17 protein-coding genes are annotated in these 23,704 nt (G+C 32.8%); 12 read left to right on the top strand and 5 right to left on the bottom strand.

Annotated elements, in window-relative coordinates:
• The first annotated feature begins 195 nt into the window (after positions 1-195).
• The 4 genes from BN863_RS17840 (at position 196) to BN863_RS17825 (ending at position 7,468) form a co-directional block, all read left to right on the top strand.
• A complete protein-coding gene (locus BN863_RS17840) occupies positions 196-1,605 on the top strand; it encodes a glycogen synthase (RefSeq protein ID WP_038532918.1) in 1,410 nt (469 codons plus the stop codon).
• Positions 1,602-2,867: a glucose-1-phosphate adenylyltransferase gene (locus BN863_RS17835; RefSeq protein ID WP_038532917.1), complete on the top strand. Its 1,266-nt coding sequence runs from the start codon at positions 1,602-1,604 to the stop codon at positions 2,865-2,867. The genes BN863_RS17840 and BN863_RS17835 overlap by 4 nt, the downstream gene beginning before the upstream one ends.
• Positions 2,868-2,930: 63 nt before the next feature.
• The gene (gene glgB, locus BN863_RS17830) at positions 2,931-4,841 is read left to right on the top strand and encodes a 1,4-alpha-glucan branching protein GlgB (RefSeq protein WP_038532915.1); all 1,911 of its coding nucleotides are present in this window, start codon (positions 2,931-2,933) and stop codon (positions 4,839-4,841) included.
• Between the two features lie 224 nt (positions 4,842-5,065).
• Positions 5,066-7,468 carry a glycoside hydrolase family 31 protein gene (locus BN863_RS17825; RefSeq protein ID WP_038532912.1) on the top strand — a complete coding sequence of 801 codons (2,403 nt, stop codon included), beginning with the start codon at positions 5,066-5,068 and terminating at the stop codon, positions 7,466-7,468.
• A gap of 54 nt (positions 7,469-7,522) precedes the next feature.
• On the opposite strand, the gene BN863_RS17820 is transcribed toward BN863_RS17825, so the two are convergent.
• Positions 7,523-9,358 carry a cation:proton antiporter gene (locus BN863_RS17820; RefSeq protein ID WP_038532910.1) on the bottom strand — a complete coding sequence of 612 codons (1,836 nt, stop codon included), beginning with the start codon at positions 9,356-9,358 and terminating at the stop codon, positions 7,523-7,525.
• A gap of 151 nt (positions 9,359-9,509) precedes the next feature.
• Here BN863_RS17820 and BN863_RS17815 point away from each other — a divergent pair, with 151 nt between their 5' ends.
• The 7 genes from BN863_RS17815 (at position 9,510) to BN863_RS17785 (ending at position 18,103) form a co-directional block, all read left to right on the top strand.
• On the top strand, positions 9,510-10,370 hold the full coding sequence (locus BN863_RS17815; RefSeq protein WP_038532907.1) for an MBL fold metallo-hydrolase: 861 nt from the start codon (positions 9,510-9,512) through the stop codon (positions 10,368-10,370).
• A gap of 14 nt (positions 10,371-10,384) precedes the next feature.
• Positions 10,385-12,001: a S8 family peptidase gene (locus BN863_RS17810; RefSeq protein ID WP_038532906.1), complete on the top strand. Its 1,617-nt coding sequence runs from the start codon at positions 10,385-10,387 to the stop codon at positions 11,999-12,001.
• Between the two features lie 69 nt (positions 12,002-12,070).
• A complete protein-coding gene (locus tag BN863_RS17805; RefSeq protein ID WP_038532904.1) occupies positions 12,071-13,939 on the top strand; it encodes a M1 family metallopeptidase in 1,869 nt (622 codons plus the stop codon).
• Between the two features lie 84 nt (positions 13,940-14,023).
• Complete coding sequence (locus BN863_RS17800) at positions 14,024-15,430, top strand: nicotinate phosphoribosyltransferase (RefSeq protein WP_038532902.1); 1,407 nt, start codon at positions 14,024-14,026, stop codon at positions 15,428-15,430.
• Positions 15,430-16,035 carry a bifunctional nicotinamidase/pyrazinamidase gene (pncA, locus tag BN863_RS17795; protein ID WP_038532898.1) on the top strand — a complete coding sequence of 202 codons (606 nt, stop codon included), beginning with the start codon at positions 15,430-15,432 and terminating at the stop codon, positions 16,033-16,035. The genes BN863_RS17800 and pncA overlap by 1 nt, the downstream gene beginning before the upstream one ends.
• Positions 16,036-16,038: 3 nt before the next feature.
• The gene (rnpA, locus tag BN863_RS17790) at positions 16,039-16,419 is read left to right on the top strand and encodes a ribonuclease P protein component (RefSeq protein ID WP_038532896.1); all 381 of its coding nucleotides are present in this window, start codon (positions 16,039-16,041) and stop codon (positions 16,417-16,419) included.
• Between the two features lie 43 nt (positions 16,420-16,462).
• A complete protein-coding gene (locus BN863_RS17785) occupies positions 16,463-18,103 on the top strand; it encodes a S41 family peptidase (RefSeq protein ID WP_038532894.1) in 1,641 nt (546 codons plus the stop codon).
• Here BN863_RS17785 and BN863_RS17780 read toward each other — a convergent pair.
• Genes BN863_RS17780 through BN863_RS17765 form a run of 4 tightly spaced genes read right to left on the bottom strand, consistent with a single transcriptional unit; the run spans position 18,100 to position 20,308 of the window.
• A complete protein-coding gene (locus tag BN863_RS17780) occupies positions 18,100-18,546 on the bottom strand; it encodes a GNAT family N-acetyltransferase (RefSeq protein ID WP_038532892.1) in 447 nt (148 codons plus the stop codon). The genes BN863_RS17785 and BN863_RS17780 overlap by 4 nt on opposite strands.
• Before the next feature lie 2 nt (positions 18,547-18,548).
• Positions 18,549-18,959: a hypothetical protein gene (locus tag BN863_RS17775; protein WP_038532890.1), complete on the bottom strand. Its 411-nt coding sequence runs from the start codon at positions 18,957-18,959 to the stop codon at positions 18,549-18,551.
• A 2-nt stretch (positions 18,960-18,961) separates the two neighbouring features.
• A complete protein-coding gene (locus BN863_RS17770; protein WP_038532888.1) occupies positions 18,962-19,873 on the bottom strand; it encodes a cation diffusion facilitator family transporter in 912 nt (303 codons plus the stop codon).
• The gene (locus BN863_RS17765) at positions 19,874-20,308 is read right to left on the bottom strand and encodes an RpiB/LacA/LacB family sugar-phosphate isomerase (RefSeq protein ID WP_038532886.1); all 435 of its coding nucleotides are present in this window, start codon (positions 20,306-20,308) and stop codon (positions 19,874-19,876) included.
• Between the two features lie 1,075 nt (positions 20,309-21,383).
• Here BN863_RS17765 and rnr point away from each other — a divergent pair.
• A complete protein-coding gene (rnr, locus tag BN863_RS17760) occupies positions 21,384-23,573 on the top strand; it encodes a ribonuclease R (RefSeq protein WP_038532884.1) in 2,190 nt (729 codons plus the stop codon).
• The last annotated feature ends 131 nt before the right edge of the window (positions 23,574-23,704 follow it).

The raw sequence follows: 23,704 nt of genomic DNA, 5'->3' as shown, positions 1-23,704 counted from the left end.
TTGAAATCATATTTCATTTTCAATACTATGGAATCAATTTCCGTATTTATATCAAAAAACACCAATCTTCAAGAGTCCCTAATAAATTATAGATAATTATTCCAAATAGCATTTTTTTTAATAATAGTATTAGAAACATAATAACGGATTGAAATACTTTTTTTAAGTTTATAGAGAAATGCCATTTTATAAACTATGATTATCACCCATTTAAGTGCCGAATGTTATCCTATCGCCAAAATTGGCGGACTAGCAGATGTTTTAGGGGCACTCCCTAAATATCAGAATGAGCTTGGGGCTTCTAGCCAGGTAGTAATGCCCTTTTATAATAATAAATTTACTAAAACTCATAAATTTAAACCGGTATATAACGACACCATTCAGTTAGGTGAAACCGATTATGATTTTAGAATCCTAACCTTATTAGATAATAATTTAGGTTTCGAAATCTATTTTGTAGATGTACCGGAATTACTGTATACAGACTTTGTGTATACAACATACGATACCGAACGATTTTTAGCGTTTCAAATAGCAGCGTTAGACTGGATTGCTCAAAGTGAAACGTTACCAGATGTTATACATTGTCACGACCACCATACCGGATTAATTCCGTTTATGGCACAAGAATCGTTTAGATATTCTATGCTAAGAAAAATTCCTGTGGCTTTTACTATTCATAATGCACAATATCAAGGTGCATTTTCTCACGATTTGGTATACCTTATTCCTGAGTTTAAATTTAGTCGTGTTGGTTTATTAGATTGGAATCATAACATTAACCCGTTAGCATCGGCAATAAAATGTTCTTGGATTGTTACCACTGTATCTCCAAGTTATATGGACGAGCTAAAACAAAGTGCCAACGGTTTAGAATCGCTATTAAGCGATGAACATGCAAAATGTATTGGTATTTTAAATGGTATCGATACCGAAGTTTGGAACACAGAAACAGATCCTTTAATTATTGAAAACTATACTAAAGAAACAATAGAACAAGGAAAACAAGCAAATAAAGAATGGTTATGTAAAGAATTCAACTTAGATGTAAACAGACCACTTTTTGCTTTTATTGGGCGTTTAGTAGAACAAAAAGGTGCAGATTTATTTCCAAAGATTTTTTCTGAATCCTTATTTGGTAATGACATCTCAATATTATTATTAGGTTCTGGTGAAAAGCATACTGAAAACGAACTTAGAAACTTAAAAACAAAATATAAAGACAAATACAATGCCTTTATAGGCTACGACGAAAAACTGTCGCATATAATTTACGCTGGTGCAGATTTTCTATTAATGCCTTCGCGAGTAGAACCTTGCGGATTAAACCAAATGTATTCTTTAAGATACGGTACTATTCCAATAGTAAACAGTGTAGGTGGCTTAAAGGATACCGTAGAAGATATATACGATGGTGGATTTGGAATTTGCCATAATGAAGTAACCGTTGCAGAAGTTTGTGAAGCTATAGAACGCGCCGCAGAATTTTACAACTCTGAAATATTTAAACAAACTCGATTTGATATCATGTCTATAGATCACTCTTGGCATGCCTCAGCTCAATCCTATTTAAACGTCTATAACTCATTAAATCCATTTTTATGATCAACAACAAAGTACTATCTATTATATTAGGTGGTGGTCAAGGCTCAAGACTTTATCCATTAACAGAAGACAGATCTAAACCAGCTGTGCCAATTGCAGGAAAATACAGACTAGTAGATATTCCAATCTCAAACTGTATTAACTCAGACATTAAACGCATGTTTGTATTAACACAGTTTAATTCGGCATCATTAAACCGACATATTAAAGATACGTATCACTTTAGTTTTTTTAGTTCTGCGTTTGTAAATGTATTGGCTGCAGAGCAAACTATATCTAACAGTAATTGGTTTCAAGGTACCGCAGATGCCGTTAGACAAAGCATGCATCACTTTTTAAGAAACGATTTTGAGTATGCATTAATTCTTTCTGGGGATCAATTATACCAAATGGATTTTAACGAATTAATAGAAAAACATATTCAAAGTGGCGCAGAAATTAGTGTTGCTACCTACCCTGTTAATGCTAAAGACGGAACTTCGTTTGGTATTTTAAAAACAGATGAAAACAGTATGATTTCTTCATTTATAGAAAAACCTAACAGCGAATTAATTAAAGGTTGGGAGTCTGAAGTAAGTGACGAAATGAAAGCAGAAGGACGTCATTACTTAGCGTCTATGGGTATTTATGTTTTTAACAAACAATTGTTAGTCGATTTAATGAACGACCCAAGCACCAACGATTTTGGAAAAGAAATTATTCCACAAGCCATTGGTAAACGTCCAGTATATAGTTACCAATACGAAGGTTATTGGACAGATATAGGTACTATAGAATCGTTCTTTGAAGCTAACTTAGGGTTAACAGACGATATTCCTAAATTTAATTTATACGATAAAAATCAGCGTATTTATACACACGCTAGAATGTTACCAACAACAAAACTTGCTGGAACAACATTAAACAAAGCTGTAATTGCAGAAGGATGTATTATACAAGCTTCTAAAATAGAACATTCAGTTATTGGAATTCGAGCACGTATTGGAAAAGAAACTGTAATTACTAATGCATATATTATGGGATCCGATTTTTACGAAACTTTAGAAGAAATTGATAAAAATCAGATTCAAATTCTTGTAGGTATTGGAGAACGTTGTAACATAAATAACGCCATAATAGATAAAAACAGTAGAATTGGGGACGACGTTACCATTAACGGAGGACCACATTTAGAAGACACAGAAACCGATCTTTATGTAATTAGAGACGGTATTGTAGTTGTTAAAAAGAATGCTGTCATACCATCTGGATTTGTACTTTAAAATCTAGCTTAAATAAATATTTTTTACTTCAAACTATTTTGAAGTGATTTACAACATACTATCATGACAAAAGTTAAAGCGTATAGCTTATTTACTGATTTTGATATAAACCTATTCAAATCAGGAAAACATTACAATTTATTCGAAAAATTTGGATCGCATATCGTTACCTATGAAGGTGAAAAAGGCACTTACTTTGCTGTTTGGGCTCCTAGCGCTAAGTCTGTTTCGGTAATTGGCGATTTTAACTTTTGGAACGCAGAAGAACATCCACTTTATGTGCGTTGGGATTCTAGCGGAATTTGGGAAGGTTTTATCCCTAATGTTGGTAAAGGCACATTATATAAATATGCTATTATCAGCAATAATCACGACATCAAAACAGAGAAAGCCGATCCTTATGCTATACGTTGCGAGCAGCCCCCTAAAACAGCATCTATTGTTTGGGAAACTGCGAACTACAAATGGAAAGATAAAGGGTGGATGTCTTACCGTAACGAAAAAAATGGTTTAGATAGACCATATGCCGTTTACGAAGTACATCTAGGATCATGGATGAAAAACGTTGAAGAAGATCGTTTTTTAACGTATTCAGAACTTTCAAAAACTTTAGTCGCTTATGTAAAAGATATGAATTTTACTCACGTAGAATTTATGCCTATTATGGAGTTTCCTTACGATCCATCGTGGGGATATCAAATTACAGGTTACTTTGCACCAACGTCTAGGTTTGGAACACCACAGGAATTTATGGGTTTAATAGATGCATTTCACGATGCAGATATAGGCGTAATTCTAGACTGGGTTCCCTCCCACTTTCCTTCGGATGCACATGGTCTAGGAAATTTTGATGGCTCGCATTTATACGAACATCCAGATGTTAGAAAAGGCTATCACCAAGATTGGAAAAGCTTAATTTTTAATTACGAGCGTCCAGAAGTACGATCTTTTCTAATAAGTAATGCAGTGTATTGGCTTCAAAATTACCATATAGATGCATTACGTGTCGATGCTGTGGCTTCTATGATTTATTTAGATTATTCTAGAGAAGAAGGCGAATGGGAACCAAATATTTACGGTGGAAATGAAAACTTAGCAGCCGTTTCGTTTTTAAAGGAATGTAACGAAGCTGTATATTCTATGTTTAATGGTATTCAAACCATAGCCGAAGAATCTACGGCCTACACTGGCGTAACCAACAAAGTTGAGCATGGCGGATTAGGTTTTGGAATGAAATGGATGATGGGTTGGATGCACGATACCTTAGATTATTTTAAGAAAGATCCTATTTACAGAAGTTATCACCAAAACGAAATTACATTTAGTTTAGCCTATGCCTTTTCCGAGCATTTTATGCTTCCTATTTCACATGACGAAGTGGTTTACGGTAAAAACTCGGTACTCGGTAGAATGCCTGGAGACGAGTGGCAACGCTTCGCCAATTTAAGATTGATGTTGGGATATATGTATACGCATCCCGGAACAAAACTACTCTTTATGGGTGCTGAATTTGGACAGTATAACGAATGGGATTTTCAGACGAGTTTAGATTGGAATCTATTAGAATTCGAACCACATATTAAAACAAAATCGTATGTTAAAACATTAAACACATTATATCAAAACACGCCAGCCTTGTATGAAAAAGGATTTGCTCAAGCCGGCTTTGAATGGATTAGCTACGACGACCATCAGAATGCGGTGATGTCTTATATCCGAAAAGGTCATGACGAAGAAAATGATCTTATTGTGGTATGTAATTTCACCCCTAACAGTCATAAAAACTACGATATAGGTGTCCCTAGAAAAGGAACCTTAGTCGAAATATTTAATAGCGACAGCGCAGAATATGGAGGTAGTGGTGTTGTAAATACCAAAGCCATAAAAGCCAAAAAGAAAACTTGGAATAATAAACCTTATATGTTTTCTATAACTGTTCCTCCTCTAGCCATAAGTGTTTTTAAATACAAATAGAAGACTTCGCTTTATTCTAGAATTAACGTTATAAAAATGTATTAATTATCAGTAATTAATTTTACCAAACGCGTCACTCTTAATGTATTTTTAGAGTGACGCGTTTTTAATTATACAGCTTCAGAAAAAAAATAATTTAAAAACGCCGACTTAAAGTTCAAAAAAAATAGGTTATAAAACCTGAAAAATTATTACGTTTATAGTGACTCCCAATTAAAAAGGCAATGATTACAAATACAGAATTAGAAAGGAAAGGAAACCAATATCCTAATCATATCGTATCTTATGAAAAAAATATTGATACGCTTCATTTTAAAACTGAAAATGGGGTTTGTTTACAACTCACTATTGTTCGCGATAGTATTTTACGTTTTAGATACGCCACATCATTTAATTTCGAAAATGATTTTTCTTATGCCATTTCCAAATTTGCAAAAACAGGTTATAACTATTTAGACATTAAAGAAACTAAAGAGTTATATATTGTTACTACTTCTAAAGTGATTTGTAGAATTTTTAAAAGCAATATGAAAATAAAGCTGTTCGATGCCTTAGACAACACTTTAATTTCACAAGACGAGATTGGTTTTCATTGGGACGAAAGCTACGAATTTGGTGGTAACGTTGTAAAAATGAGTAAAGTTTCGCACGATGGCGAGAGTTACTACGGTTTAGGAGATAAAGCCGACCATTTAAATTTAAAAGGTAAACGTTTCGAAAATTGGGTGTCAGATTCATTTGCTTATGGAAAATATACAGATCCACTATATAAAGCAATTCCATTTTACACGGGCCTACATCACGGTAAGTCTTATGGAATGTTTTTTGACAATACTTTTAAATCTCATTTCGATTTTGCTCAAGAACGCAAAAATGTAACTAGTTACTGGGCATTGGGTGGAGAAATGAATTACTACTTCATTTATGGTCCAAACATGAACGATGTGGTGTCTAAATTCACCGATTTAACAGGTAAACCTCATCAGCTTCCTGCCATGTGGTCTCTAGGGTATCATCAATGTAAATGGAGTTATTATCCAGAATCTAAAGTTAAAGAAATAACTTCAAAATTTAGAGCGTTAAGTATTCCATGCGATGCTATTTATTTAGATATCGATTATATGGAAGGCTTTCGCTGTTTTACATGGAATAAAGACTATTTCCCAGACCCTAAACGAATGGTTAAAGAATTAGCAGACGACGGGTTTAAAACAATAGTTATTATTGATCCAGGAATTAAAATAGATCCAGAATACGATATTTTTAATGAAGCTTTAGAAAAAGATTATTTCTGTAAACGTGCCGATGGTCCGTATATGAAAGGAAAAGTCTGGCCTGGAGCTTGTTATTTTCCAGATTTCACAAATAAAAACGTAAGATCTTGGTGGGCCGATTTGTTTAAAGAACTTGTTGAAGATATTGGAGTAAAAGGCGTTTGGAACGATATGAATGAGCCTGCTGTTATGGAAGTACCCGGCAAAACATTCCCAGACGATGTACGTCACGATTATGATGGAAATCCTTGTAGCCATAGAAAAGCTCACAATATTTACGGAATGCAAATGGCTAGGGCTACATATCAAGGCTTAAAGAAATTTGCCTACCCTAAGCGTCCGTTTGTAATTACAAGAGCTGCTTATGCAGGTACACAACGTTACTCATCTACTTGGACAGGAGATAATGTAGCTAGTTGGGAACATTTATGGATTGCAAATGTACAGGCACAACGTATGTCCCTTTCTGGATATTCGTTTGTGGGGAGTGATATTGGTGGTTTCGCAGAACAGCCTAATGGTGAATTATTTACACGTTGGATTCAGCTGGGCGTATTTCATCCGTTTTGTAGAACACATTCTTCTGGTGATCACGGCGACCAAGAACCATGGATGTTTGGAGACGAAGTTACCGGCATAGTTAAAAGTTTTATAGAACTACGCTACCAACTCCTACCCTATTTATACACTGCATTTTGGCAATATTTAAACGATGGCGTACCAGTGTTAAAATCGTTGGTACTTTATGATCAAGATGATATACAAACACATTATAGAACAGATGAGTTTATTTACGGAAATCATATTTTGGTCTGCCCTATATTAGAACCAAATTCTAGAGGAAGACGCATGTATATCCCTCGTGGAAACTGGTATAACTATTGGACTCAAGATTATATTATTGGAGGAAAAGAAATTTGGGTGGATGCCGATTTAGACCGTATGCCCATTTTTATAAAAGAAGGAAGTATAATTCCTAAATATCCCATACAACAATATGTTGACGAAAAAGATTTCGACGAAATTACATTAGAAGTTAGATACAAATTAGGGAAAGAAGAATCGTTACTATATGATGATGCTCACGATGGTTACGATTATACCAAAGGACGTTATAGTTTAAGTAAATTTAACCTTACTGGTAAGACGAATGAATTAATTATTCAACAACATACTACGGGTACATTTAAAACGCCTTATATAAGCTTTAAATTGAAATTTATAGGACTACCTTTCGAAATTTCTAAGATTGAAGTAGACAATGTTGAAATAGATTTAGAATCTTTAAACTGTACCACACACAACATGGAATTAATTGTAGATAAAACCTTTTCTGAAATTCATATTAGGTAAGGTTATATCCTTTAAAATATAATTAAAGCCAGAAGTGTCTAGAATAAAAAATAGTTACACCTTTTTAACATCGAAGGGTTTACCAATATATACCAGTTTGTTTCCTGGTACGATATTGTGTTTATCTTTATTTGTTGCCGATATAATATCTAGAACGCCTTTGTTATTTTTAATGAAAATAGGAATAATATCTTCATCGGCATCGCTAATTTTCAACAAGTCCATTAACTGTTTATTATCGTGTATTTCTATTTCGTTAACCGAAGGATATTTACGTGCCACTTCACTTAAAGAATTAAAATCATCGCTCTGAGCAAATAAACCTTCTCTTGGAATAAGATCTGCGTTACTCATTTCATCGGCAGTTAATAATCTAAAAGATCCATTTTCTCCAAACTGACTTCCAAACTTTTCAATAGCATATTTATTAATATCTGCACTTGCTGTTAATGCCATTAAATATCCCACATCATTCAGTTCTATATTATCCATTAAAGTATCAGAATAAATATTTGTATTAATAGCTTCTAAGCCTAGTTCTTCACTCTTTTTAATATTGACTAAGTTACTATCAATTAAAACGACATGTCGACCATTTTCTTCTAAATAATGACCAATTAAACGTGATAATTTTGAAGCCCCAACAATTAATATACCTTCAGATTTCTTCAAGAATACACCAACAAATTTTGCAAATAAACGCGCTGTAGTAGCATTTAATAGTACGGTTCCTAATACAATCATAAACACTAAAGGTGTAATATATTCGGCATCTGGAACACCACTTTTAGCTAATTTTAAACCAAATAAAGAAGCAATACCTGCAGCAACAATACCACGAGGGCCTACCCAACTAATAAATAGTTTTTCATTCAATTTTAAAGACGATTTATAAGTGCTTAGAAACACAGCAATTGGTCGAATAACAAAAACAACTATTGCAAATAACACAGCTGTATTCCAATTATAAATAAGCAATAAATCGCTCATATTAATATTGGCGGCTAGTAAAATAAACAAGATTGAAATTAATAATACACTAAGCGATTCTTTAAAATACAGTAATTCTTTTAAATATGGCGATTTAGAATTTCCAAGCACCATTCCCATAACCACAACGGCTAAAAGTCCAGACTCGTGAGCAAAAGAATCAGACAATACAAACACACCTAAAACCGAAGCTAAAGCAAATACATTTAATAAATAATGAGGGATCCAATTTCTATTAATAATTGTGTTTAATGCATGAGCAAAAGTAAACCCGAAGGTAAAACCAAATAACACAATTTTACCAAACTCTATAAACGCACGTTTGGTAAATTCGCCACCTGCATCTACACTAATAAACTCGAACACCAATACGGCAATTAACGCTCCAATGGGATCAATTAAAATACCTTCCCATTTTAACACAGCAGAGACATCTTTTGGAAGCGGAATATTTCTTAAAATAGGAGTAATAACAGTTGGACCTGTAACGATTATTAAACCGGAAAAAAGAAAAGAAATTTCCCAACTTAAATAAAACGTATAATGTGCAGCAATTGCAGCTCCAAAAAAGGTTACAGCAGACCCTAGAGTAATTAGTTTCGTAATTGAAGGAGCGACGTTTTTAATTTCGCTTAATTTAAGAGTTAATCCCCCTTCAAATAAAATAATACTAATGGCAAGCGAGACGAAATAAAATAAACTTTCGCCTGGAAATAAACCTTCTCTTCCGTTCCAAATGGGTTCTATCCATTTCGAACCATCCTCAGATAAAAATTCGGCTGCTATTGGTCCTACCAATAACCCAATAAGTATTAAAGGTAAAATGGCTGGAATTTTAAATTTCCAAGCCACCCATTGTGCTAATATTCCTAATATAATTATCCCAGCTAATTCTAACATGCATCATTTTTTCAATGGTTGAATATATAAAAGTTTTGGCTTATATCAGGTGCTAGTAAGTTCTTTTATGTTAAAAAAGACCCAATAAAAATTAAGATTTCTATAAAATAGGTTCACTCTTTTTAACTTTACGTTGTAAAATTTTAAAATCATGAATTTATATCCAATTGAAACTGGAAATTTTAAGCTTGATGGAGGTGCTATGTTTGGCGTTGTACCTAAAACCATTTGGCAAAAAACAAATCCAGCAGATGCTAATAATTTAATCGATATTGCGGCGCGTTCACTCTTAATTGAGGATGGTAATAGGCTTATTTTAATAGATACTGGAATGGGCGATAAACAGTCTGATAAATTTTTTGGATATTATTCATTGTGGGGAAACCATTCCATAGATGCTTCTTTAAAAAAATATGGTTTTCATCGCGACGATATTACCGATGTGTTTTTAACGCACTTGCATTTCGATCACACAGGCGGAAGTATTCAATGGAATAAAGATAGAACAGGTTACGAACCTGCATTTAAAAATGCACATTTTTGGAGTAATAAAGACCATTGGCTATGGGCCACACAGCCTAATAGAAGAGAAAAAGCATCGTTTTTAAAAGAGAATATTATACCAATGGAAGAAAGCGGTCAATTAAAATTTACTGGACTTCCTAAAACCGACATTCTAGAAAACAGTGAGCTAGGTTTCGATATTTTATTTGTAGACGGGCACACCGATAAACAAATGATTCCGCAACTTAAATACAAGGATAAAACCATAGTATTTATGGCAGATTTATTACCTACGGCAGGCCACATTCCATTACCATATGTGGTAGGATACGATACAAGGCCCTTGATAACACTAGATGAGAAAGAAAAGTTTTTAAATACAGCCGCCGATAATAATTATTACCTATTTTTGGAGCACGATGCTCACAACGAAATAATCACCGTACAACATACCGAAAAAGGTGTAAGATTAAAAGATACTTATACCTGTAATGATATTTTTAATTAACATAATAGTAACACATGAATTTTATTAAACCTATTTTATTTACTGCTTTAACTGCAACGCTTTTAACAAGTTGTGGAGGTGGTGCAAAAATAATTTCTACCCCTATAGAAAATATAGATACTGCGCCTTTAAAAGTTTCTGATTTAAACGAAACTCAAAAACAAACTTGGGGTCATTTAGACCTAATTTCAGATACCATTCCTGGTATGAGTGTAGAAAAAGCTTATACTGAAATTATTAAAGATAATAAAGGAACAAAAGTAATTGTTGCTGTTATTGATTCGGGTATAGATATAGAACACGAAGATTTAGACGGTGTAATTTGGACTAATGAAAAAGAAATTCCTGGAAATGGAATTGATGATGATAAAAACGGATATGTAGATGATATTCATGGGTGGAACTTTTTAGGAGATGCTTACGAAGAGCAATTAGAATTTGTTCGTTTATTAGCTAGTGGAGATACCTCTAACCCAGATTATGCTAGAGCCGAAAAAGAATACGAAGAAGAATTCGGAAAGTATACAAACTACAAAACGCAATACGATCAGTTATTACAACAATTAAAAGGTGCAGATGATATTATATCTGCTAAACTTAATAAAACAGATTATAATTTAGCTGATGTTGAAGGTATTGTAACCGGAGACGATGAAGCGTTAACAACAGCAACTGCTATTGCTAAATACATTTTAGGACTTGGTTTTGATGATGTAAATGCTGCTAAAGAAGATTTACAAAACGGAGTTAAAAGTATTTCAGACCGTTTAAACTATAACCTTAACAAAGACTTTAAAGGAAGAACTACAGGTGATGACATTAACGATTTAACCGATACAGGTTACGGAAATGCAAATGTATTACCAACTGTAGATTCTGAAAGCCATGGTACACACGTTACAGGAATTATTGCTGCAGAACGCAACAATGGTTTAGGTGCTAACGGTGTAGCAAACAATGTAGAAATTATGTCTTTAAGAGTTGTTTCTAATGGAGATGAATACGATAAAGATGTAGCTTTAGGTATCCGTTACGCTGTAGATAATGGAGCAAAAGTTATTAACGGAAGTTTTGGTAAGTACTACTCACCACATAGTGACTGGGTAAGAGATGCTATTGCATACGCTGCTAAAAACGACGTTGTATTAGTTATGGCTGCAGGAAACGAAGGCATCGATTTAGATAAAAACGATCATCATTATCCAACAGATAACATTAATAATGGCCCAGAAATTAGCGATACTTTCATTTCAGTAGGTGCTTTAGCTCCTAAATACGGACCTGAAATGGTTGCTGGATTCTCTAACTATGGTAAAATAAATGTAGATGTATTTGCTCCTGGAGCACAAATTTATTCTACAGTACCTGGTAGCGATAAATATAAAACTATGGGCGGAACATCTATGGCATCTCCTGCTGTAGCTGGTGTTGCTGCTTTAATACGTTCTCAATTTCCAAAATTATCTGCTGCACAAGTAAAGCAAGTAATTTTAGATTCTGGTTTACCTATTAAAATTAAAGTTATTGTTGGTGGAGATGCGAACAACGAGCAACCTTTCGACACTTTATCTAAGTCAGGTAAAATGGTTAATGCGTATAATGCATTAATTATGGCTTCGAAATTAAAATAAAAACATTCATTTTTAAAAAACCTCATCAACTAAAACTTGATGAGGTTTTTTATTTAAATACTTTTCAATATGAAACATATTTTTAAAGCACTACTTCTGCTTCTTTTAGTTTTTACATCTTGTAAATCGTCTGATGCTGTACTAAGTAGTAATTCAAAATCTAATACAGATCCAACTTATTGGCAACAGCATGTAGATTATACAATGACAATTGATATGGATGTAGAAACCTATCAATATAAAGGTGTTCAGAAATTAGTGTACACTAACAATTCACCAGACGTGTTAACAAGTGTATATTATCATTTATTCCTTAATGCATTTCAACCAGGAAGCGAAATGGATGCCCGTTTACAAAGTATTGAAGATCCAGATGGTAGGATGATGGAAAATGGAAAGAGTAGAATATCTACTTTAAAACCTAATGAAACAGGATACATAAAAATAAATTCACTTAAACAGAATGGTAATCCTATTACTTACCAAACTGAAGGAACTATTTTAGAAGTGAAATTAAAAAACCCTATACAACCAGGAGAAAAAGTAACTTTCGATATGGATTACGATGCACAAATTCCGCTTCAAATCCGTCGTTCTGGTAGAAATAGTAAAGAAGGTGTGGCATTATCAATGACGCAATGGTACCCTAAATTAGCTGAATACGATTTTGAAGGATGGCATGCAGATCCTTATATTGGAAGAGAATTTCACGGTGTTTGGGGAGATTTCGATGTAACCATTAACATCGATAAAAATTATACTATTGGAGGTACTGGATATCTTCAAAATCCAAACGAGATTGGTCATGGTTACGAAACTGGAAGCGTAAAAACTCCAGAAGGCGATAAGTTATCTTGGCATTTTATTGCACCTAATGTTCACGATTTTACGTGGGCAGCTGATCCTGAATATATTCACGATACCATGCAAGTTCCTGAAGGACCATTATTACATTTTTTCTATAAAAACAATCCTGAAATAAAAGAAAACTGGAAAAATCTACAACCTAAAACCGTAGAGTTAATGGAGTTTTTTAGCAAAGAAATAGGGAAGTACCCATACAAACAATATTCTGTTATTCAAGGTGGAGATGGCGGTATGGAGTATGCCATGTGTACACTTATTACTGGAGAACGTAAATTTGGAAGTTTAGTAGGTGTAACCGCTCATGAGTTAGCACATACTTGGTTTCAGTTTTTATTAGCTTCAAACGAGTCTAAACACGAGTGGATGGACGAAGGTTTTACAAGCTATATTAGCGATCAAGCCATGAATGTTATCATGAAAGAAAATAAAGAAAATCCTTCAGAAGGTGCATATCGTGGTTATTATTACTTAGTAAATTCGGGTAAAGAACAACCTCAATCTACACATTCAGATCGTTACGATTGTAATATGGCTTACAGCATTGCAGCCTATAATAAAGGAGAAGTGTTTTTAGCACAATTAGGTTATGTTATTGGACAAGATAATTTAGAGAAAACACTTAAAAAGTACTTTACAGATTTTTCTTTTAAACATCCAAGACCAATTGATGTTATACGTTCTGCAGAAAAAGTATCTGGTTTAGAATTAGATTGGTATTTAACAGATTGGACACAAACTACAAATACAATCGATTATGGTATTGCATCTGTAGACGAATCTGGAAGCACAACGAATGTCACTTTACAACGTATTGGATTAATGCCAATGCCATTAGATATTGAAGTTACGTACGCTAACGGAACTAAAGAACAATTCTATATTCCATTAACAATGATGCGTGGAGAAAAACCTGCAACAACAACTAGAACTCAAGTAAAAGACTGGGCTTGGGCGTATCCAACTTATACCTTTACCATTAATAAATCTAAAAGTGATATAAAAAATATTACGATAGATCCTAAAGAATTAATGGCAGATATAGACAAAAGTAATAACGTCTATTCTAAATAATAAAACTCAGTTTTCAATAATTAATAACGCATGTGCTTACTTTTGTAAAAAACATGCGTTATTTTTATATAAAATTATCTCAACATGAATTTAAATTCTGCTTTATATACCGATTTATATCAACTTGCCATGGGGCAAGCGTATTTTTTAAAAGGTAAACACGAAGTCGCAGCGACCTTCGATTACTTTTTTAGAAAAACACCTTTCGATGGTGGTTACGTTTTATTCTGTGGTTTAGAAGAAGTATTAGATTGGTTAGAAAATATCGCTTTTTCTGATGATGATATCGCCTATTTAGAAGCTCAAGATTTCGATTCAGACTATATAAATTATTTAAAAACATTCAAATTCACCGGTCATATTCAAAGTATGGACGAAGGTGAAGTTATATTTCCTTTTAGTCCAATTTTAACGGTTACAGGCTCTATTATTGAATGTCAGATTATTGAAACATTTATTCTAAATAGTTTAAACTTCCAATCGTTAATTGCCACTAAAGCCAGTAGAATTCGATTTATTGCTGGTAAAGATAAAAGTCTAGCCGAATTTGGTTTAAGACGAGCACAAGGCTTCGCAGGACTTCAGGCGTCGCGTTCTGCTTATATTGGTGGATTCGATTATACATCGAATGTACTTGCAGGAAAATTATTCGATATCCCTGTTTCTGGAACTATGGCACATGCCTATATACAAAGTTACGACGACGAACTTACAGCCTTTAGAGATTTTGCCGAGACTAGACCAGTAAGCTGCGTCCTTTTAGTAGATACTTACGATACTTTAAAACGAGGAGTGCCTAATGCTATAATTGTAGCCAAAGAAATGGAAGCTCGTGGTGAAAAATTATTAGGAATTCGCCTAGACAGCGGAGATTTAGCATACCTATCTAAAGCGGCAAGAAAGCAATTAGATGATGCAGGTTTAGATTATGTAAAAATAGCAGCATCTAATCAATTAGACGAACATGTTATTAGAAGTTTAAAAGAGCAACATGCTCAAATTGACATCTATGGTGTTGGAACAAATTTAGTAGTTGGAAAACAAAATGGTGCACTAGATGGTGTTTATAAACTGTGTAGTTTTAATAATACGCCTCGAATTAAGATTTCTGAAAATTTAAAAAAGATGAATTTTCCAGGAAAAAAACAAGTCTATCGTTACATGAATGAAGATGGGCTATTTATTGCAGATGCCATTACTTTAGATCATTTAGACGCTCCAAAATCTATGGCTCACCCGTTTGAAACACATAAACGAATGCCACTAGAATTTACTTCGGTTAGACCATTATTACATGATGTTATGATAGACGGAAAACGTGTACGAACTAAAAAACCGCTTTCAGAATTAATAAAAATTGCAGAAGAAAATCTTTCAAAATTACCAGTAGAACACAAACGTTTTGCGAATCCGCATGTTTATAAAGTAGGTTTAAGTCCGGAATTAGAACAACTAAGAGATCAATTAAAAAAAGATAAATTAGAGGCCTAATGAAAGCACTTATTCTTGTCGATATACAAAACGATTTTTTACCTGGTGGAACTCTAGCTGTGTCAAATGGCGATGAAATTATACCTCTAGTTAATAACTTACAATCTAAATTTGATTTAGTTGTCGCGTCTCAGGATTGGCATCCCGAAAATCATGCTAGTTTTGCCAGTAATCACGATAACAAAAATGTGTTCGATGTAATTCAATTAGATGGTCAAGACCAAGTATTATGGCCTAACCATTGTGTGCAAGGTACAATTGGTGCAGCATTCTCTTCAGATTTAAATACAGCTGCTGTTGCTGCTATTTTTAGAAAAGGGATGCATAAAAATGTTGATAGTTACAGTGCATTTTTCGACAATAACAACTCGCAACATACCGGTTTAGAGTCTTATTTAAAAAGCATGAATATTACCGATGTGTATGTTTGTGGTTTAGCTGCAGACTATTGTGTGTATTTTACCGCAAAAGATGCACAAAGCCTCGGTTTTAATACGTTTTATATTACAGATGCTACACGGTTTATTTCTGAAGACGTTTACAACAACATACTTTTAGATTTAAAGCAACAAGGTGTAACCATTTTAAACAGTGCTGATATTTAATTTATGAAGCAAACTTACGGGAAAGTCGAAAAACTTAAGAGTAAAATTATTATAGAAAAACTCTTTACAGAAGGGAAATCAGTGTCTGCATATCCGTTGCGCTTAGTATATTTAAAAACCAATTTCGAAGATAGTGTTTCAGTTAAAACAGGCGTTTCTGTAAGCAAACGAAATTTTAAATTAGCTGTAGACAGAAACCGTATAAAACGCCTGTTACGAGAAGCCTACCGTTTAAACAAAAATGAATATTTAGGTACTATCTCGTCGCAATATGCGTTTATGATAATATATTCTGGTAAAGACATACCAACTTACGATTTTGTTGACAAAAAAGTTAACATCCTTTTTGAAAAATTTACAAAATCTCAAGCTGAACATTTATAATCCTTTTAGTACTTATAATAGTGGTTTAAAAGCCGTTTAACACATGAAAACATTACTTAAAAAGAAGATTCTTATTCCCATTATGGCGGTTGCTGTGTTTTTTTCAACTACAGCATTTCAGAACGATTTTTTTGAAATCGCAAAGCAAATAGAAATATTCACGACGCTTTATAAAGAATTAAACATGAATTATGTCGACGAAACCAATCCGGCAGATTTAATGGATACGGCTATAAAAAGCATGCTAAAAGATTTAGACCCGTATACAACGTTTATGAACGAACAAGACGTAGAAGCGGCTAGAATTAATAATACAGGCGATTATACAGGTATTGGTGCACGTGTTAAGACACTTAAAAATAAATTGATAATCGTAGAACCTTATAAAAATTATCCTGCCGATAAGGCCGGTTTAAAAGCTGGAGACGAAATTATAAAAGTTGGTGATATTGCTTTAGAAAATTTTAAAGATAATAAAGGTGATTTATTAAAAGGATCTGCAGGAACTAAGGTTGAGGTTACCTATGTACGTCAAGGACAAACCTATACAACAACTATAAATAGAGCTGAATTAGAAATTAATGCCGTGCCTTATTTTTCAATGATTAATGAAACCACGGGTTATATTGTATTAAGTCAGTTTAATACCAAAGCGTCTTCGCAAACTGCATATGCAGTAAAGGATTTAAAAGCTCAAGGTGCAAAAAATATTATTTTAGACTTACGTGATAATCCAGGAGGTTTATTGCATGAAGCTGTAAATGTGGTTAATATTTTTGTACCTAAAAATCAGTTGGTTGTTACAACAAAATCTAAAGTCGAAAAATTTAATAAAACCTATTACACTCAAAAAGAAGCTTTAGATGTTGAAATTCCCGTTGTAGTAATTATAAACGGACGCAGTGCATCGGCGAGTGAAATTGTTGCTGGAACACTTCAAGATTTAGATCGTGCTGTGGTTCTTGGTTCTAGAAGTTTTGGTAAAGGATTAGTACAACGCCCAAAACAGCTAACTTACGGTACTCAATTGAAACTTACTATTTCTAGATATTATACACCTTCTGGACGTTGCATTCAGGCTTTAGATTATTGGCATAGAGACGATAAAGGAGAGGCTGTAAGAATATCTCAAGAAAATTATCACGAATTTAAAACAAAAAACGGGAGACCTGTGTTTGATGGTGGAGGTGTATTACCAGACGAAGCTCTAGACATTACTAAAACTTCTGCAATTACAACCGCCATATTAAATAAAGACTATATTTTCGATTATGCGACATCGTACTATTACAAACATCAAAATTTAAAAGATATCAATGCTTTTAAGTTAACAGATTCAGATTTTTCAGACTTTAAAAAATATTTAAAAACGCATGCTTTTAGTTTTGAAACTGAAACAGAAAAAGCACTTGCTAAAGTTTTAGAAAGTGCCAAAAAAGAAGGTTTAGATGATAATATCCAGAAGGATTACAACACACTTATTAACAATCTAGATGCCTCAAAAATAAAGGGTATAGACGAAAACAAAGCACAATTATCGAGTTTATTAACAGACGAAATTGTAAAGCGTTATACCTACAGAGAAGGTGTTTACGATTACTATAAAACTCACAACCTCGAAATAAAACGCGCTACCGAAATTTTAAGTAACGGGACAACTTATAGAGGATTCTTAACCAACTAAGGTTTTAAAATCATCCCAATGTGAGGAATCCCATCTTCTAAATAAGGTTCAGAAATACAATTAAATCCTAAATTATTATAAAAGGATTCTAGGTGTTTTTGCGCCGAAATTTTAATGGTAGTTTCTCTAAATTCATCATTCACTGCGTGAATTGAAGCTTTCATAATATCGTAACCATATTTATGCGTACGTTCTGTTGCTTTAACAATAACACGACCAATGCTGGCATTTTCAAAATAATCGCCAGACCTAAATATTCGAGTATAAGCTACTAACTCGTTGTTTTTAAACCCTAAAACATGCAGTGCTTTATTATCTTTTCCATCAATATCTTGATAAACACAATTTTGTTCGACTACAAATACTTCACTCCGTAATTGTAAAAGCGCATATAATTCATTTATAGTTAATTCATTAAAAAATTTTATTCTAATATCTAACATACCTAAAAGGATTTTCTTTTTATAACTAAGGTTTTTAAATTATCTAAACTAATTTCAAAATAATATCGTCCTTCAAAAACTTCTGTTGATTGATCATAATATTCTGGTGTAAAACGAAATGATTCCTGTTCCGTTTGAATTAGTATAACTGCTTCGGAGTGTATGCTATTAAAGGGTTTATAAGCAGTATATGCGCCTTTAACAGTACTGTCGTAATGCTGAATAAAATTCCCATTACGTATTTCTGCACGTTTCCAATTGTAAGGTGTATTATTTCGTAAACCCACCATTAAAGATTCGGACTCTGGAATTAAGTCGTCGGTTACATTATCTATAATATGTTCACAAGATGTTAAAAATGATATACTTATAATAATAAATAGTATACGAAATACAGACCTGTTTACTTGCATATTTAATCTTGAACAATAATTTCTTTAGGATCTTCTCTATTAAATTCGGGCTGAATATTAACGTGATTAATATTAAATTTATCCCTTAAATGAGTTTCAATTCTAAATAAAATACTATTAAACTGGGTTAACGTAATATCTTCTTTAAAATCTAAATGAGCTTCTAAATGCAATTCATCATCATTTAAATTCCAAACATGTACATGATGTAATTTATTTACTGAAGGAAACTTATTTATATCCTCAACAACTTCATTTATATCGATTTGTGCTGGTGTAAATAGCATAATCATCTTTGTAGAAGTTATTAACAAATCGGCACCAACCCAAATTAAATACAATCCTATTAAAAATGTAAGTACACTGTCTACCCAATAAATGTGATAAAATTTCATTAATAAACCACCTATTAAAACAGCAACACTCGCCATCATATCTGTAAACAGATGTAAATAAGCACTTCTCATATTTAAGTTAGACTGCGAATCACTCTTTAATAGTAATACGCTAAACCCATTTGCCAAGATGCCTAATATAGATAACCAAATAACTAAATTAGATTCTATAGGTTCTGGATTTTTAAATCGTTTAAAGGCTTCAATTATTAGCAGTACAGCAATTATTATTAAAGTTGAAGCATTTATAAATGCGGCCAAAATCTCGGCACGTTTATACCCAAATGTTCGGCCTTTATTGGCTTTTTGTTTAGATAAACGGTTAGCCACATAACTAACTATTAATGAAATAACGTCGGTAAAATTATGAAGCGCATCACTTAATAAAGACAAACTACCAGAGACTAATCCTCCAATAGCTTGACTTACTGTTATAAGCACATTTAAAAGAATAGAAATTACCAAATTTCTTCCTTTTAAATTAGTATGACTGTGATTATGGTCGTGATGCGAAGACATTTAGCAACTTACAGGAATTTTATTTACACGATTTTGATGACGACCACCTTCGAATTTAGTATTTAAAAATGCATCAACCATTTCTATGGCTTGTTGCATAGAAGTATAACGTGCTGGAATACTTAAAATGTTAGCATCGTTATGTTCTCGGGCTAAAACTGTAATTTCTTTAGTCCAACATAATGCAGAACGTACCTCTTGGTGTTTATTAGCAGTCATATTAGCACCATTACCACTTCCGCAAATAATAATTCCGAAATCTACTGCTTTATTAGTAACATCTAGAGCCACTGGATGTACAAAATCTGGGTAATCAACACTATCGGCAGCATCGGTTCCATAGTTGTTAACAACGTATCCTTTTGCTTCTAAATGGTTTACGATTGCAAATTTATAATCTGTACCTGCGTGATCATTTCCTATTGAAATCTTCATAATGTGTTAAGCTATTTTTTAGTTATATTTAATGTAATACTGTTAGAAATAATAAGGGTGTAAATGTACGAAATGATGGTTAATAAACCACCTAAATGCCTAATAATTAAATACTTTACAATTCCTTTTTTATTGCGAAATTCATGTTAAGTATACCATTTTTAAACATTTACGTAACAATTGTTTATAAAAACGGATTTAGTATTAACTAATTGTTAATATCTCGTGATTACTTTTTGAAACTTTTACTTTTAAATATCGATTATTTTTACAACCAAAGATTTAGTAATACACTCCAAAAATTTAACTCACTTTCTTTAGAAAAGTTTTTAGACCAAAATCAACTCATATAAACATCGATTTTTTAATTTTTTATTAAACTTTTGATCTGAATTCACGTTATCAACAATTGTTAATAACATAGTAAAAACACTTCAAAATAAACACATTAATAGTCTAACAAGATGTTTACTTCCTACCCACAAGATGTAAACTACATAGAAACAAAATAAAACTTAAAAAAGTTATACCGTTATTAACAGACTATAATAAGCACCATTTATTTTTTTAAATTTTAAAAGAAAACTATTTATATATATATATATGTGGATAACTGTTTTTGTAAAGAATTTTGAGCTTCTACTTTTCAATTGTATTGAGTATGTATTTAATTTCTAAATAAACTTTATACTCTGTTTTGTATAAAGTTTTTTAGATATCTATTTATGAAGTGTTTACCTGTTTTTATATGATATTTCAATGTATTATCCTGTAGTTACTAACTTAAAAAACTAAATCGTGTTAGTTCTTAACTTTTAATATTAGAACAAAATGTTATGTGTATAAAGCCATAAATTAATTTAAAAACGTTTAGATTTTTATTATACAGATTGTGTACTAGTGTAGAGATTAATACTTTTAAGATAGCCTCTTTTTTTTATCAGATAATTATTAAATTTAGTTCTGAAAAATAAAATGATAGTTCAATTATTATATTGAAATAGTTAAACTTCTTAATAAAGAAACATTGGTTTAGTTTTTAAAATGTAGCTTTGTTACAATACAAATGTAGATTATGACAAGAAAGCGAAAGAATAAAGCTTCAAAAGGAATTTCTAATCTCTCCAAAACGATTTTAAATATTCTAAGAAAGGAACGTAATAAAACCTTTAATTACAAACAAATAGCAGCCATACTGGACGTTAATGATGCCAGTAGCCGAAATCAAATTATAAAAACACTTCAAAAATTATTAGCTAATAAAGAAATTGAAGAAGTAGAACGTGGCAAATTTAAAGCTGTTGTAAACACCGAATATCATACTGGAATTTTAGATTCAACCTCTAAAGGGGCTGGTTATGTAGTTTGCGATGATTTTGACGACGATATTTATATCGCTTCAAATAATATAAATAAAGCCTTAAATGGCGATGAAGTAGAACTTTATGTGTACAAACGAAAAAAACACGGAAAGTTAGAAGGCGAAATTACAAGTATAATTAAACGTGCTAAAACAGAGTATGTTGGAGTGATCCAACTGAGTAAAAACTATGCTTTTGTAGTGGTAGATGGCAATAAAATGTACAAAGATATTTTTGTGCCAATCAACAAAGTTAACGGTGCAGAAGATGGTGATAAAGTGTTAGTAAGTCTAGAAGATTGGCCAGATAAAGCCGATTCTCCTAACGGAAAAGTACTTAAAGTTTTAGGAAAACCCGGTGAACACAATACCGAAATACACGCTATTTTAGCCGATTACGGTTTACCATACGAGTTTCCAGCAGAGGTTGAAGAGTTTGCAAATAACATTGATACATCGATAACGGAAGACGAAATTAAAAAGCGTCGGGATATGCGTAAGGTATTAACTTTTACCATAGACCCGAAAGATGCGAAAGATTTTGATGATGCGTTGTCTTTTGAAGTTTTAGAAAATGGAAATTACGAAATCGGAATTCATATTGCCGATGTGTCGCATTATGTGCAAGAAGGTACTATTTTAGACGATGAAGCTTACGAGCGAGCAACATCTGTGTATTTAGTAGATCGTGTGGTGCCTATGCTTCCAGAAATTTTATCTAATAATGCGTGTTCTTTACGTCCGCATGAAGAAAAATTTACGTTCTCGGCCGTGTTCGAACTAAATAATAAAGCACAAGTTGTTAACGAATGGTTTGGTAGAACCGTAACATATAGCGATGCGCGTTTTGCTTACGAAGAAGCGCAAGCAATTATAGATACTAAATCGAATACCATTCCTGCAGAAGTTTCTTTAACTGGAGAAACCTATTTAGCCGATCAGGCTGTAGCCGATGCTGTTTTAAAAATGGACGAATTAGCCAAAATTATGCGTAGTAAACGTATGCGTTCTGGTGCGATTTCGTTTGATAAGGTTGAAGTTAAATTCAATTTAGATGAAGATAGCAATCCAATAGGTGTGTTCTTTAAAACATCTGCAGATGCCAATAAATTAATTGAAGAATTTATGTTACTGGCAAACAGAAAAGTATCGGAATTTGTTGGAAAACAAAAACCAGAAAAAACATTTGTTTATCGTGTGCACGACGAACCAGACGAAAGCAAACTGCAAGCACTTCAAAATGTGGTGGCTAAGTTCGGTTATAAATTAAATTTTAAGGATAGTAAATCCATTTCGTCCTCATTAAATGGTTTATTAAGTGATGTTGTTGGTAAAAAAGAACAAAATTTAGTCGATACTTTAGCGATTCGTACCATGAGTAAAGCCGAATATACCACACATAATATTGGACATTATGGTTTGGCATTCGATTATTACAGTCATTTTACTTCGCCAATTCGTCGTTATCCAGATGTTATGGCACATCGCTTATTACAGCAGTATTTAGATGGCGGTAAATCGGCAAACGAAGCCATTTACGAAGAAAAATGTAAGCATTCTAGTAGCATGGAATATTTAGCTACTAAAGCCGAGCGGGATTCTATTAAGTATATGCAGATTCGCTTTATGCAAGATCACGAAGATGAAGAATTTTTAGGTGTTATTTCCGGGGTTACCGATTGGGGTATTTACGTAGAAATTGTTGATAACAAATGCGAAGGTATGGTGAGAACTCGAGATATAAAGGGCGATTATTATGAATTCGACGAAAGTCAGTATGCACTTATTGGTCGCGAATCTAAAACCATGTATCAGTTAGGAGACGAGGTTATTGTAAAAGTTAAAGATACAGATTTAGTTAAGAAGCACTTAGATTTTAACCTGATAGGAAAACCCAACGCGTAAAATAAATTTTTACGTCAAGCTGAATATTATTCAGTCTCATATAAAAACCATCAATAATATATATGTTATTGATGGTAAATTAAACCATGAAAATTTGAAATACATTCAAGTTTTCATGTCGTTTAACATTG

It is taken from the genome of Formosa agariphila KMM 3901, assembly GCF_000723205.1.
Taxonomy (GTDB): Bacteria; Bacteroidota; Bacteroidia; order Flavobacteriales; family Flavobacteriaceae; genus Formosa; species Formosa agariphila.
This window is presented reverse-complemented; position numbering and strand designations above follow the sequence as displayed.